Source organism: Pseudomonas sp. R1-18 (assembly GCF_051132095.1).
Classification (GTDB): domain Bacteria; phylum Pseudomonadota; class Gammaproteobacteria; order Pseudomonadales; family Pseudomonadaceae; genus Aquipseudomonas.
Map to the genome: position 1 here is coordinate 4,284,409 of NZ_CP071658.1, position 12,166 is coordinate 4,296,574.

A 12,166-nucleotide genomic window follows, 5' to 3' on the forward strand; every position below is an offset into this window, starting at 1 on the left:
GCTTGCCTGACGTCTCGTTCCCCTTGAAGCTATGCGCCTTCAGGAGAGCATGATGAACCTCGACGAACTGACCCAACGCCTGCACCGGATTCGTGACCAGAACGACTGGAAGCAGTTTCACAGCCCGAAAAACCTGGCCATGGCCGCCAGCGTTGAAATGGCCGAACTGGTAGAGATTTTCCAATGGCTGCGCGAGGACCAGTCCCGCGAACTGCCGCCGGAGCAACTGGCCCACGCCGGGCAAGAAGTGGGCGATATCGTGCTTTATCTGCTGCTGCTGTGCAGCGAACTGGGGCTGGATATGGAAGCGGTCGTGCGTAGCAAGCTGGCGGACAGCGAGCGGAGATTCGCCAAGTGAGCGACCGTCATTTCGATCAACTGGCCACCCGCTTCGCGGAAAAAATCTACGGCGGCGCCAAGGGCGCTATCCGTCTGGCGGTGCTGCAGGCCGACTTGTCCGAAGCATTACCCCAGCGCCCGTTGCGCGTGCTGGATATCGGCGCCGGGCTGGGGCACATGTCGTTGTGGCTTGCCGAACAGGGCCACCATGTCACGCTCGCCGAGCCGGCCGAACCCATGCTCGAAGGCGCCCGCCAGCGCTTCGCCGAAGCCGGGCGCGAGGCGACCTTCATTCTTGCGCCGTGGCAGGAGCTGCCGGGCCTGCTGGATGAAACCTACGACCTGGTGCTGTGCCACGCCGTTCTGGAATGGCTGGCCGAACCTCACTCCATCCTGCCGGTATTGCGCCGTCTGACAAGAGACGAGGGTTGGTTATCGCTGGCGTTTTACAACCGGGATGCGCTGATTTATCGCAATTTGCTCAAGGGTCACTTCCGCAAAATGCGCAAGAACGACATGGCAGGCGAGAAGCAGAGCCTGACGCCGCAACAGCCGCTTGATCCGAGAGAATTGGCGACGCAACTTGAAGGAAGCTGGCGAGTCGAAACCCAGAGTGGCGTACGAGTGTTCCACGACTACATGCCCGTCGAATTCCAGGCACGCGCCGAGTTGGCCGGGCTGGTGGAAATGGAGCTGGCCCATCGTCGCCATCCGGCTTTTGCAGGACTGGGTCGCTACCTGCACTGGATCTGCCGTCCGGCCTGACACCTTCGCGGAGACCATCATGAAACGTCGTCTCGCCTTGCTTGCCTTCGGTTTCGCTCTGAGTGCCTGTCAAAGCGACAACCCGTACGTCGCCGATTCGAAACCGTTGCCCCCCGCGCCCGCGCAGGCAACGGCCGGTCCGGACATGAGCGCCTATCCGGCACCGCCGCGTGACTATGGCCGATATCAAAGCTGGGCGTGGCTCGACAATCGCCTTCCGCCAGGCACGGCATGGATGGACTCGGCGCAGGTCGCTGAAGCGATCAGCAACGGTCTGGATCAGCGCGGGCTGCGCCCGGCACGCGCCGGTCAGCCAGCCGACGTCTATGTAAGCGCCAGCACCCGCCAGGAAACCCGACTGCGCCAGGAACGCGACTACGATTCCTATTACGATCCGTACTACGGCGGACCACGAGGCTACGGCGGATCGGTGGGCTACGGCGGTTATGGAAACAACGGTTATGGCGGCTATGCCAGCGTGCCCATTGTGCGCACTTATCAGGTGCAGGTGATGGTGGTGCAAATCAACCTGTTCGATGCGCGCACCGGCCAGCCGGTATGGAGTGCCAGCGCCGATACTTCAAGCGGCAGCAGGGAATCGGACCGCACCAAGGCCTTGCGCCAGGCTGTGCAGCAAGCCCTGGCCGCGTATCCTCCTTCATAGACCCCGCGGAGAATTGCCATGTTGCGACATCTGGTTTTGCTGTCTTTCGCCCTGCTTCTTGCTGCGTGCCAGAGCTATCCGGTTGACCGTGACTTCGACGCTCAACGCGACTTCGGCGGCTATCGCAACTGGAGCTGGAAAGAGCCCGCTGTGCAGTACCAACCGGACGACCCGCGATTCAAAAGCGATCTGACTGACCAGCGCATTCGGCAAGCCATCACCGATCAACTCGACCAGCGCGGTCTGCGCCAGGCCGCTGGCAACCAGGGCGACCTTAAGGTTCAGGCGTGGCTGATCGTCGAAAACCGTCAGCAGCTGGTCAGTTCCAATTACGGCGGAGGTTGGGGCCCGTGGGGCGGCTACGGTTATTGGGGCGCTCCGATGAGCACCGAAACGCGCAGCGTGGATTACAAAGTCTCGACCTTGCAGATCGACCTGTATGACGGCAAGGACGGCAAACTGGTGTGGCGCGGCAGCACGGAACGGATTCTGGGCAACAACACTGCCAGCCCGACCGAACGCGACACGGTCATCCGCACCGTGGTGGCGAAGATTCTGGAGCAATACCCGCCGCGTTGATGCAAGTGCAGGAACGCTCTTAGCGATGCAGCAGCTCGTTCTCATGCAGGAGTGAGCTTGCCTGCGAAAGGGACATCACAGCCGCATGCACCTGATTACGCCCCGCATGCTTGGCGCGATACAGCGCGCTGTCGGCCCGGGACGCGAGGCTGAGGCTGTCGTCATCCGGCCCGAGCGCGACAATGCCCGCACTGAAGGTGCAGAACAGATCGGTTGGCTGGGCAGGGTAATGGATCTCTGCAAAGCGATGACGGATTTCTTCGAGCACATTGTGGGCGCGCTGGATATCGGTGTCCGGCATCACAATGGCAAATTCCTCGCCGCCGTAACGGCCGATGAAATCGGTCTTGCGCAGACGCTGCTTGAGAAACAGCGCCAGACTTTTGATGACCCGATCGCCCATGGGATGGCCGTGGCTGTCGTTGACCTTCTTGAAGTGGTCGATATCCAGCATCGCGAAGCACAACGGCTTGCCCTCGCGCCGGGCGCGGAAACTGCAGTCTTCGAGCAGTTGCAGGATGTGCGTGTGGTTGTAGAGGCCGGTGAGGCTGTCGCGAACCATGCGTGACTTGAGGTTCCGCGCGCGGGCCGCACGGTTGCGCACCGTGGTAATCAAGTGGCGCGGCTTGATCGGCTTGGTGAGGAAATCGTCCCCGCCTTCGCTCATGGCATCCAGCTGCTTGTCCTGATTGTCTTCGGCCGACAGGTAAATGATCGGCACGCTGACGTAACGGTCGTTATGGCGAATGACCTTGGCCAGTTCGGTCCCGGTGCAACCTGGCATGTACATGTCGAGAATGATCAGATCCGGCTGGAACTCGGCCAGCTCGGCCATCGCCTGGATCGGGTCCAGCAAGGTACGAGTGACGATGCCGGCTGCGTTAAGCACTCGCTCGGTATGCGTGGCCTGCGCCCGCGAATCATCGATGATCAGCACTTTATAAGGCTCGTACTGGGCAACGCAGGTGAGAACCTCGATTTTCTCCAGCAGGCTCGACGCTTCCAGCGTCCCGGTCAGAAACTCTTCGCCGCCGGCGCGGACCGCCGCCAGACGCATCGGCGTGTCCGTCTCGTGCAGGCTGAAGAACAGCAGCGGCAGCTTGCTCTCCAGACCTTCCTGAACCTGTGTCGCGAGCCGCAGTCCCTGTCCTGCTCCGGAAAAGTCCACGTCCATGATGATCGCGGCCGGATGACGTTGCAGCATCGCCGCCTGGAATTCGGCCACGCTGGTCAGCGAAATGGCTGACAGCCCGAAAAACTCCAGCTGCTTGGCAAGGCGCTCGCCGCGTTCATGGTCCTGAAGCGCGACATACACCGGCTTGCGCAGAGGCGGTAAAGACGTCTGTTCCAGCTTGTCGCCCTGGCGCAGGCCGGTCCGCGACAAACGCTGCATCAGACGATTGAGCTCGGTGATGATATCGCTGCTGAGCCGTCCGCGATTAGCTTCGACCTGCTCCAGAGCCCGATCCAGTTCCTGCGCCAGTTCCAGATGTTCGGCCTGCTCGAATCGCTCCGCAAAGCGCATCAGCCGCAGCGTCGACTCCTTGAGCTCAGCCATGTTGTCAGCCGACCATTCGGCTTTCTGCAGCCGCTGCCACGTTTCCAGAATCTGGCGCGCCTGATGAATGACCCGTTGGGCAAAGTGGTGCTTGAGGCGGTCGCGGCTAGGGTCTTCGAGCTCGGTCATATCCTGACTACTGTGAGGGCGCGTAAGCGGTACGGCTAGTGGCGCTATGCTAGCACTTCTTCTGCGACCAAAAGAGTGCCGTAAGTCACTTATTTGACAACAAACGAGTGGCGTTCAGCCCTGAACGGTCGCTAACACGCAAAAAAGCTCATTTAAGTAACCAACGATTTATGTAGGTTTTTTCAGAGCCTCGGGTAGGCAAGCAGCGCTCTAGAATGCGGTTCTGGAGCGTGCACTGTAGGCCCATTCTGAATTTTTCAGAGCCCGAACCTGGAGCGATTTGGGCTGATATTTTCTCGCGACGTTCAGGAGTACGTCGCGCATGACCCAGTGTTTCAAAGAGCATGAATGTGATCAGCAGAGCCTCGGCCAGAGCATCCGCCCAGTTGGCGACTGCGAGAGTCGGGTACAGCGGCTTTATGATGTCCCCACGAAAGTCACCGACGTACCGGTCCTGCCATGTGAAGGGTTATGGCGGGTCTATCAGAAAGAAGCCGAAGACATTGTTGCGCCGGGCGGGCAGCTCATTGCCAATCCCATTGAACGCAACCGCGCCATCAACGCCGCTTATGCCCGGCTCTGGCTTGAAGACCAGCGCTTTGAATGGGCCGGCCTGGCAGCCTTTGCTTCCAAGCAGGTAGGGTGCGGGCTACTGCATGCGGCTCAGTCAATCGAGGCGATCGAAGCGGAATCCGCAGCATGGGAAAAACTGCGCGAAAGCCGAAGCGAAAACGGCCTGTTCACCTCGGACAAGATGCAGGAACAGGAACAACTGCTGAACGAAGCCCGCCAGGCCGACGCCCGCAACCCGCTGCCGCTGCTCGACAAATCCTTCAATCCTGAACAGCCAAGCCTGACTCAGGAACGGTTCATGTATGTTTACGAGATGATGGCTTTAGGTAATACCACGCTTTTTCTGGACATCTACCCGCTGCATGCATTTTTTGCGAAGCGGGGGTTTAAAGAGCTTGAAACGTGTCTCAGAAAACGCCGCGGAATCTATGGGCATCCAAGGTTTCCGGTGCTTTGGTTGGTTGATCAGCAGACCCTTAAATTTGGGTCTGGCACTGATAACGTTTTAGCAGGGTTCAAAGCTATCGACGAGGAGGACATCCGTGCAAGCGTAGAGAGCCTTGCAGTACATGAGCAGATCAACATTCTCCAGCCTGTCATCTACGAAGACGCGAAGCTGTCAGCTCTCCTTAGAGGTAATCACGCTTATTACGTCACTAATATCCACTTTCTGCCAAAGATCGCCCAGCCTATAGAGCTGACGCTTGCCGGCCAATGCCAAGCAGTCGAAGATGAGCGGACGGTTTCATTCAGCGAAAGTCCACTGGCTAACCTTGCAGACATTCAGCAACGCATGTCTTTTGTACTCCGAGCAGCCCAGCAATTCCACCAACTGCTGAACAGCGACAAGCGGAAAGTTATCGAGGCGTCTATTCTCGATATCGCGAACGGGAACGGCGTCCGATGACGCGTCCACCCGTCCGCCGGAAGCTCTCAGCTCTGCTGTTCGTGGCGGTATTCGCCACTTACTACCTCGGTTCCATATTGATGCCCGCGCCTGAAATCGCCCTGGCTATCGGAGAGCCTTGGGAAGATATGCGTCGGCGCTCAACTGCCAGTATAGGGAAAGCGATCCCAGGCCACATTTGGTTCAGCATGCCAGATACTGACGCAAGCCTGCGTTTCATCGACCCCAAATATGGTTTCACTACTCCGCCAGCACGATTCTTTACGGTCAGCTTCGACGATGAGCATGTTCGAAGTGTGCAGATGTCGCCCCAAGTAGAACCGTTACTGCTGGACGACGCCTTGAAAGTGGTCATGGATATCGAGAAGCAACTGGTCGCCGGGGGATGGATAAATATATTTCCTGATTCCGACCCAACATTCGTTGACACTCCGGAATGGCGGGCCACACTGCGCAGCGCGCCCAATGGCGTAACTACCTATTGGCATGCCGAGGACAAATACCAAGTTTTGCTCATCATGCATCGTTTCAGGTACTCTAAACGTCCGAAAGAAGAACGCTATCTGATTACGCTCAACATGGCACGTCCATGGACACCGCGTGAGGATAGATCTTCTTTGCCACTAAAGCCGCACCCGAGCGGACAGTGACAGTTATAGAGGCAGCAGTGCACTACATCGCAAGCAAGACTGGCATGCGATGAAACGTCCCCTCGTTCGCCGCAAGCTCTCGGCGCAACTGTTCATGGCAGTGGTCGCCGCTTACTACTTTGGCTCCTTGTTGATGCCTGCGCCTGAAATCGCTCTGACCATCGACGAGCCCTAGGAAGATATGCATCGGCGTTCCACCGCTCGTAGAGGTGAAGCACCGCCCGGCAAGCCTGGTTTGGCATGCCTGACACGGAAGCGTCCGCTTTATTGCCGCTTCGCGGCAGATCGTCGGGGTGCCGCCCTCAGCAAAGTAAATCACAGAGGTCGCGCCGTATGTTGGACCTGGGGGAGATCGTCGGATTGCCTCCCAGACTAAGTTCGCTTACACAAAGTCGCGGCGTACGTGAACGCCCACCGCGTTTGCGTAGGAAACTTCCCTTCGTGAAGCACTACGTTACCCCCTCCATTGTCAGTTCGCTCTGGATTTTCAGGATGCTGACCCAGTGACGTTTTCGGCTGATAAGGTCAGGAAAATTCTGGAGTCCACCCATGCCAGCACCCGCTTTTATGACCATCACCGGAGCCAATCAGGGCCTGATTACGGCTGGAGCACTTACGCAGAAATCAGTCGGTTTCGACTGGGCGCCGGAGCATCAGAACAAGATTCTGGTTCAGGCCATCACCCATTCCATTGTCATACCCACAAACGGTGGGAAGGGCAGCCGCATGCATAAACCGTTGACCATCACCAAGGAGATCGACCGGAGTTCGCCACTGTTAAACACCGCGATGTGCTCCAGCGAACTGCTTAAACAGTGCCGGTTGGAGCTGTATCGCACGGATGCCAACGGAGCCCATGAGCATTTCTACACAATTGAGCTGGACGACGCGATGATCGTCGGCGTCGATCTGGTGATGCCCCATCGGCAGGACCCCGCCAACGCTTGCTACACCCAGTTCGAGCGGGTCCACTTCGCTTACCAGTGCATCAGCTGGAAGCACCACACCGGTGAGACCATGGGCGTGGATTTCTGGCAGAGTGCCGACCGGTAATGAAGTTGACTTCTGATCGTTACGCATCGCCTCATGAGCGTGATTACGCGTACCCTGCCGCTGAAGCGAAAGATCTGGTCGGCAGTTCGCTGAGCTCTGGCACCCCGGTCGACGGAGTCGATGATCTGCATCGCGAACTGATGAGCAACCGTCAGGAGGATGCACTTGCGGCGGTGGAGAGCGGCGACTGGCTACTGGTCAAGGATGAAGCGTACTACTTCGACTGGGGCCGGTTCGACAAGGCCGCGCAAGAACAGAAATCCGCGCAGCGTGTGAAGGAGATAAGCAGCAAGCCGTTGCCTGAGGAAAAGGTCGAGAAGCTTGTGGTCCGCATTCTGGACAGCATTACGGGAGAGCCGCTTGCAAACCGGAAAGCACGCTTTATGACTGGCCAGGAGAGCAACGTGCGCAAGACCGACGGGTTGGGCGTTGCGTACTTGTCACCCGCGCCGCCTGGCCATTTGCTTGCAGAGCTGCAACTCCACCTTGTTGAGTAAGCGCTTGCCCGGGCGGCCAACGCTCACTGAGTCTGCCCGCAAATCGCACATTGGGGTAAGGTTGCTGTCGAACGCCACGTGAAGCATTCAACCCAAGACCGAAAGGACCTCCACCATGCTGGATTGGAAGAACCGCGCAGGTAGCGCGGGTGAGCGCACCGCCGAAACTTCGTCGGCCAAGAGACGCGGTTATCTGGGCAGTCTTTTCTATAGCCGGGCGCTGGGGACGTTGATCCTGATTTATCTGCTCGTCACGCTGGTAATCGGCTGGTACTGGAGCAAGGAGCCGGCGCTGTTCCCTGTGCAGCAGAATGCGCAAGCGGCCGCGGAACGTGAAGGCAAGCAGATCGTCATCGGCTATACCACGGTCGAGACACTCAAGAGTGTCACCCGGACGCTGCTCGACAAGCGCGGGGGTTATCTTGCCAACGATCGTCTCCCACCGGGCCTGTGGCTGGACAATATGCCGAGCTGGGAATACGGCGTGCTGGTTCAGGTGCGTGACCTGAGCCGCGCCTTGCGTAAGGACTTCGCCCGTTCGCAGTCCCAATCGGCGGAAGACGGCGATCTGGCTCGTGCCGAGCCGCTGTTCAACTTCGACAACCGCAGCTGGGTGCTGCCGTCCAGCGAATCTCAATACACCGACGGAGTCAACGCGCTTAGCCGTTATCAGGCGCGATTGTCCGATCCCAACCAGAAAGGCGCACTGTTTTACGCCCGCGCCGACAACCTGAACAACTGGCTGGGCGATGTGGGCACCCGCCTGGGTTCTCTGTCGCAGCGTCTGTCGGCGAGTGTTGGTCGGGTCAAGCTCAACAGCACTTTGAAAACCGAAGCCATCGTGTCGGTCAAACCGGGCGAAGTGCCGCAGGTTGACGAGGAAATCGTCGAGACGCCGTGGCTGCAGGTCGACAACGTCTTCTACGAAGCACGCGGTCAAGCCTGGGCGCTGTCGCATCTGCTGCGCGCCATCGAGGTCGACTTCGCCGACGTGCTGGCCAAGAAGAACGCCACTGTCAGCGTGCGCCAGATCATCCGCGAGCTGGAGGCGTCGCAGGAAGGTCTGTGGAGCCCGATGGTCCTCAACGGCAGCGCGTTCGGCATTTTCGCCAACCACTCGCTGGTCATGGCCAACTACATCTCGCGCGCCAACGCGGCGGTCATCGACCTTCGCCAGCTGCTTTCCCAGGGCTGATGTCGATTTCTTCGAACGAGGCCGCGCACCGCGCCGCCTCGGACGCCGAACGGATTGCCTGGGTCGACGATCAGGATCAGTTGCTTGGTTCACTGCCGCGCGCCGAACTGCGCGACAAAGACCTGATCGGCCGTGCGACCTACATCCTCTTGTTCAACAGCGCTGGTGACCTGTGCGTCCATCGCCGCACCCTGAGCAAAGCCGTATACCCCGGCTATTGGGATGTGGCGGCGGGTGGCATGGTCCAGGCCGACGAGAGTTACGAACATTCCGCAGCACGCGAGCTGGAGGAAGAGCTGGGAGTATTCGGCGTGCCGCTGCAAGCGCACGAACGGTTCTTATACGACGAGCCAGGCAACCGCGTCTGGTGCGCGGTGTTCTCCGCCGTCTGGGATGGACCGCTGCGATTGCAGCCTGAAGAGGTGCTTGAAGCGTGCTTTCTTCCTGTGGCCGACGTGTTGCGTCAGGCGCTGGAAAAGCCGTATTGCCCGGACTCGCTGGCGGCGTTGAAACGCTACCGACAGCAGGTCGCAAATGATCAATAAATTGGTGCATTCAGCCCCTTAGCAACTGCGCTTTTTGCCGTTACACTGCGCGACCTTTTCAAACTGGTCCGGCACCTGCCGTTCCATTAGCGCTGCCCCTGCCAGAGTGGGGCTTCGCGGTCGCGACTCAACGATGAGTCAGGCCCATCTTCAGTCCTCAACAAGAGGATTTCCCGTGGCTAAAAAAGCCGCTTCCTTCGCCGCTTTGGGCGGCCTGGTATTTTCAACCGACGCAGGGCGCCATTGCCCGGATTGCCGTCAACCTGTCGATGCCTGCACCTGCAAGCAGACCGTCATCCCCGAGGGAGACGGCATCGCGCGCGTACGCCGCGAAAGCAAAGGCCGTGGTGGCAAGACAGTCACCACCATTAGCGGCGTGCCTCTCGCTGAAGACGCACTCAAGGATCTGGCCAAGGCACTCAAACAGCGCTGCGGCACCGGCGGATCGCTCAAGGATGGCGTGATCGAGATTCAGGGCGATCACGTCGAGCTGCTGCTCGCGGAACTGGCCAGGAAAGGCTTCAAGGCCAAGAAATCCGGCGGCTGACCAAACGCGGTGATTGCCACCGAACCAAAACGGTCATTTCTACTCACTACACTGCGACCAGCCGTTTTATGTTGGCGCTACACGACTTTTTATAGGGGACTTCGATGTCCGTACGACGCACACGCAAAGACGATGGCAGCCAATGGACCGTAGCGGACAGCCGCAGCGTCTATGGTATTCGCCATTGGGGCGCCGGTTATTTTGCAATCAACGAAGCCGGTCGCGTTGAAGTTCGTCCCAACGGTCCGGGCAGCTCGCCCATCGACCTGTACGAGCAGGTCGACGAGTTGCGTAAAAGCGGCCTGTCCTTGCCATTGCTGGTTCGCTTTCCCGACATTCTGCAAGATCGCGTTCGTCAGCTGACCGGCGCGTTCGACAGCAACATTGCGCGCCTGGAATACCAGAACCAGTACACCGCGCTGTACCCGATCAAGGTCAACCAGCAGGAAGCGGTGGTGGAAAACATCATCGCCACACAGAACGTGTCCATCGGTCTGGAAGCCGGTTCCAAGCCTGAGCTGATGGCCGTGCTGGCACTGGCGCCGAAAGGCGGCACCATCGTCTGCAACGGCTACAAGGATCGCGAATTCATCCGTCTGGCCCTGATGGGCCAGAAGCTCGGTCATAACGTGTTCATCGTGATCGAGAAAGAGTCCGAGGTCGAACTGGTGATCGAAGAGGCCGCCGAGCTGAAGGTCGCTCCGCAGGTCGGCCTGCGCGTGCGCCTGTCGTCGCTGGCGTCGAGCAAGTGGGCCGACACCGGCGGTGAAAAGTCCAAGTTCGGTTTGTCTGCCGCACAGCTGTTGTCGGTGGTCGAGCGCTTCCGCAAGGCCGGTCTGGACCAGGGCATCCGCCTGCTGCACTTCCACATGGGTTCGCAGATCGCCAACCTGGCCGACTATCAGCACGGTTTCAAGGAAGCGATCCGTTACTACGGCGAGCTGCGCAACCTCGGCCTGCCGGTCGATCACATCGACGTCGGCGGCGGTCTGGGTGTCGACTATGACGGCACGCACTCGCGCAACGCCAGTTCGATCAACTACGACATGGACGATTACGCCGGTGTCGTGGTGGGCATGCTCAAGGAATTCTGCAACGCGCAGGGCCTGCCGCATCCGCACATCTTCTCGGAAAGCGGTCGCTCGCTGACTGCCCACCACGCGATGCTGGTGGTCCAGGTTACCGACGTCGAAAAGCATAACGACGAAGTGCCGGAAATCTCCGACAAGGAAAGCCTGCCCGAAACCCTGCAGTGGCTGGTAGACCTGCTCGGCCCGACTGACATCGAGATGGTTACCGAAACCTACTGGCGTGCGACGCACTACATGAGCGACATCGCCGCCCAGTACGCTGACGGCAAGATCACGCTGGCGCAGAAAGCCCTTGGCGAGCAGTGCTACTTCGCTGTCTGCCGCCGCCTGCACAACTCGCTCAAAGCACGTCAGCGCTCACATCGTCAGGTGCTGGACGAACTCAACGACAAGCTGGCCGACAAGTACATCTGCAATTTCTCGGTGTTCCAGAGCCTGCCGGATACCTGGGCGATCGGGCAGGTGCTGCCGATCCTGCCGCTGCATCGCCTTGGCGAAGAGCCGCTGCGCCGCGCCGTGCTGCAGGACCTGACCTGCGACTCCGACGGCAAGATCAAGCAATACGTCGACGAGCAGAGCATCGAGACCAGCCTGCCGGTGCATGGTTTGAACCCTGGTGAAGATTACCTGCTGGGGATTTTCCTGGTCGGTGCCTACCAGGAAATTCTGGGCGACATGCACAACCTGTTCGGTGACACCGACTCGGTGAACATCTACCAGAATCAGGACGGCAGCGTGTACCACGCCGGCATCGAGACCCACGACACCATCGAAGACATGCTGCGTTACGTGCACCTGTCGCCGGAAGAGCTGATGACCCATTACCGTGACAAGGTCGCCAGTGCCAGGATCACGCCGCGTGAGCGCACCTACTATCTGGACGCACTGCGTCTGGGCCTGACCCGTTCGTCTTACCTGTCGTCCTGACGCCCTCGTAACACCTGATCGTTCCCGCGCTTCGCGTGGGAACGATCATATCCACATGTAGGCAACTTCCTTTTCCGCCTTGAGCTCTCTACCCCGCCATTCTTCTCGGCCAGAATCCCCGGCCGCATTTCCGGTAGAGAACCGCTC

General features: G+C 59.3%; 14 protein-coding genes. 13 read left to right on the forward strand and 1 reads right to left on the reverse strand.

All coding sequences use genetic code 11. The annotated features are described in order from the left end of the window. Window positions 1-52 precede the first annotated feature (52 nt). From J3P77_RS19580 to J3P77_RS19595, 4 genes are read left to right on the forward strand one after another with little or no spacing between them, the layout of a single operon-like run. Window positions 53-358 (forward strand): MazG-like family protein, encoded by a 306-nt coding sequence (locus tag J3P77_RS19580; RefSeq protein ID WP_434678222.1) that lies wholly within the window; start codon window positions 53-55, stop codon window positions 356-358. Continuing rightward, entirely contained in the window at window positions 355-1,104 is a 750-nt protein-coding gene (locus J3P77_RS19585; protein WP_434678223.1) for a methyltransferase domain-containing protein, read from the forward strand. Before J3P77_RS19580 ends, J3P77_RS19585 begins: the two co-directional genes overlap by 4 nt. A gap of 19 nt (window positions 1,105-1,123) precedes the next feature. Next, on the forward strand, window positions 1,124-1,768 hold the full coding sequence (locus J3P77_RS19590; protein WP_434678224.1) for a DUF4136 domain-containing protein: 645 nt from the start codon (window positions 1,124-1,126) through the stop codon (window positions 1,766-1,768). Window positions 1,769-1,786: 18 nt separating this feature from the next. Further along, window positions 1,787-2,347, forward strand: a complete 561-nt coding sequence (locus J3P77_RS19595; RefSeq protein WP_434678225.1) for a DUF4136 domain-containing protein — start codon at window positions 1,787-1,789, stop codon at window positions 2,345-2,347. Between the two features lie 19 nt (window positions 2,348-2,366). On the opposite strand, the gene J3P77_RS19600 is transcribed toward J3P77_RS19595, so the two are convergent. After that, entirely contained in the window at window positions 2,367-4,034 is a 1,668-nt protein-coding gene (locus J3P77_RS19600; RefSeq protein ID WP_434678226.1) for a diguanylate cyclase, read from the reverse strand. Window positions 4,035-4,356: 322 nt separating this feature from the next. On the opposite strand from J3P77_RS19600, the gene J3P77_RS19605 reads away from it, so the two are divergent. From J3P77_RS19605 to speA, 9 genes are all read left to right on the forward strand, one after another. Continuing rightward, window positions 4,357-5,514: a DUF2515 family protein gene (locus J3P77_RS19605; RefSeq protein WP_434678227.1), complete on the forward strand. Its 1,158-nt coding sequence runs from the start codon at window positions 4,357-4,359 to the stop codon at window positions 5,512-5,514. Beyond that, window positions 5,511-6,164 carry a hypothetical protein gene (locus J3P77_RS19610; RefSeq protein WP_434678228.1) on the forward strand — a complete coding sequence of 218 codons (654 nt, stop codon included), beginning with the start codon at window positions 5,511-5,513 and terminating at the stop codon, window positions 6,162-6,164. Before J3P77_RS19605 ends, J3P77_RS19610 begins: the two co-directional genes overlap by 4 nt. A 49-nt stretch (window positions 6,165-6,213) precedes the next feature. Beyond that, complete coding sequence (locus tag J3P77_RS19615; RefSeq protein WP_434678229.1) at window positions 6,214-6,339, forward strand: hypothetical protein; 126 nt, start codon at window positions 6,214-6,216, stop codon at window positions 6,337-6,339. Between the two features lie 374 nt (window positions 6,340-6,713). Further along, complete coding sequence (locus tag J3P77_RS19620) at window positions 6,714-7,217, forward strand: Hcp family type VI secretion system effector (protein ID WP_434678230.1); 504 nt, start codon at window positions 6,714-6,716, stop codon at window positions 7,215-7,217. After that, window positions 7,217-7,714, forward strand: a complete 498-nt coding sequence (locus J3P77_RS19625; protein ID WP_434678231.1) for a hypothetical protein — start codon at window positions 7,217-7,219, stop codon at window positions 7,712-7,714. Before J3P77_RS19620 ends, J3P77_RS19625 begins: the two co-directional genes overlap by 1 nt. Window positions 7,715-7,829: 115 nt before the next feature. After that, window positions 7,830-8,909, forward strand: coding sequence for a DUF2333 family protein (locus J3P77_RS19630; protein WP_434678232.1), 1,080 nt, complete (start codon window positions 7,830-7,832; stop codon window positions 8,907-8,909). Then, window positions 8,909-9,454, forward strand: a complete 546-nt coding sequence (locus J3P77_RS19635; protein WP_434678233.1) for an NUDIX hydrolase — start codon at window positions 8,909-8,911, stop codon at window positions 9,452-9,454. Before J3P77_RS19630 ends, J3P77_RS19635 begins: the two co-directional genes overlap by 1 nt. A 175-nt stretch (window positions 9,455-9,629) precedes the next feature. Further along, window positions 9,630-10,001, forward strand: coding sequence for a translation initiation factor Sui1 (locus tag J3P77_RS19640; RefSeq protein ID WP_434678234.1), 372 nt, complete (start codon window positions 9,630-9,632; stop codon window positions 9,999-10,001). 104 nt (window positions 10,002-10,105) lie between these two features. Next, entirely contained in the window at window positions 10,106-12,019 is a 1,914-nt protein-coding gene (gene speA / locus J3P77_RS19645) for an arginine decarboxylase (RefSeq protein ID WP_434678235.1), read from the forward strand. Window positions 12,020-12,166: the final 147 nt, after the last annotated feature.

Excerpts from the sequence above, each read along its gene's own strand:
- J3P77_RS19620 (WP_434678230.1), top strand. The coding sequence starts at position 6,714 with ATGCCAGCACCCGCTTTTATGACCATCACCGGAGCCAATCAGGGCCTG.
- J3P77_RS19580 (WP_434678222.1), top strand. The coding sequence starts at position 53 with ATGAACCTCGACGAACTGACCCAACGCCTGCACCGGATTCGTGACCAG.
- J3P77_RS19630 (WP_434678232.1), top strand. The coding sequence starts at position 7,830 with ATGCTGGATTGGAAGAACCGCGCAGGTAGCGCGGGTGAGCGCACCGCC.
- J3P77_RS19615 (WP_434678229.1), top strand. The coding sequence starts at position 6,214 with ATGAAACGTCCCCTCGTTCGCCGCAAGCTCTCGGCGCAACTGTTCATG.
- J3P77_RS19625 (WP_434678231.1), top strand. The coding sequence starts at position 7,217 with ATGAAGTTGACTTCTGATCGTTACGCATCGCCTCATGAGCGTGATTAC.
- J3P77_RS19590 (WP_434678224.1), top strand. The coding sequence starts at position 1,124 with ATGAAACGTCGTCTCGCCTTGCTTGCCTTCGGTTTCGCTCTGAGTGCC.
- J3P77_RS19600 (WP_434678226.1), bottom strand. The coding sequence starts at position 4,034 with ATGACCGAGCTCGAAGACCCTAGCCGCGACCGCCTCAAGCACCACTTT.
- speA (WP_434678235.1), top strand. The coding sequence starts at position 10,106 with ATGTCCGTACGACGCACACGCAAAGACGATGGCAGCCAATGGACCGTA.
- J3P77_RS19595 (WP_434678225.1), top strand. The coding sequence starts at position 1,787 with ATGTTGCGACATCTGGTTTTGCTGTCTTTCGCCCTGCTTCTTGCTGCG.
- J3P77_RS19605 (WP_434678227.1), top strand. The coding sequence starts at position 4,357 with ATGACCCAGTGTTTCAAAGAGCATGAATGTGATCAGCAGAGCCTCGGC.
- J3P77_RS19610 (WP_434678228.1), top strand. The coding sequence starts at position 5,511 with ATGACGCGTCCACCCGTCCGCCGGAAGCTCTCAGCTCTGCTGTTCGTG.
- J3P77_RS19635 (WP_434678233.1), top strand. The coding sequence starts at position 8,909 with ATGTCGATTTCTTCGAACGAGGCCGCGCACCGCGCCGCCTCGGACGCC.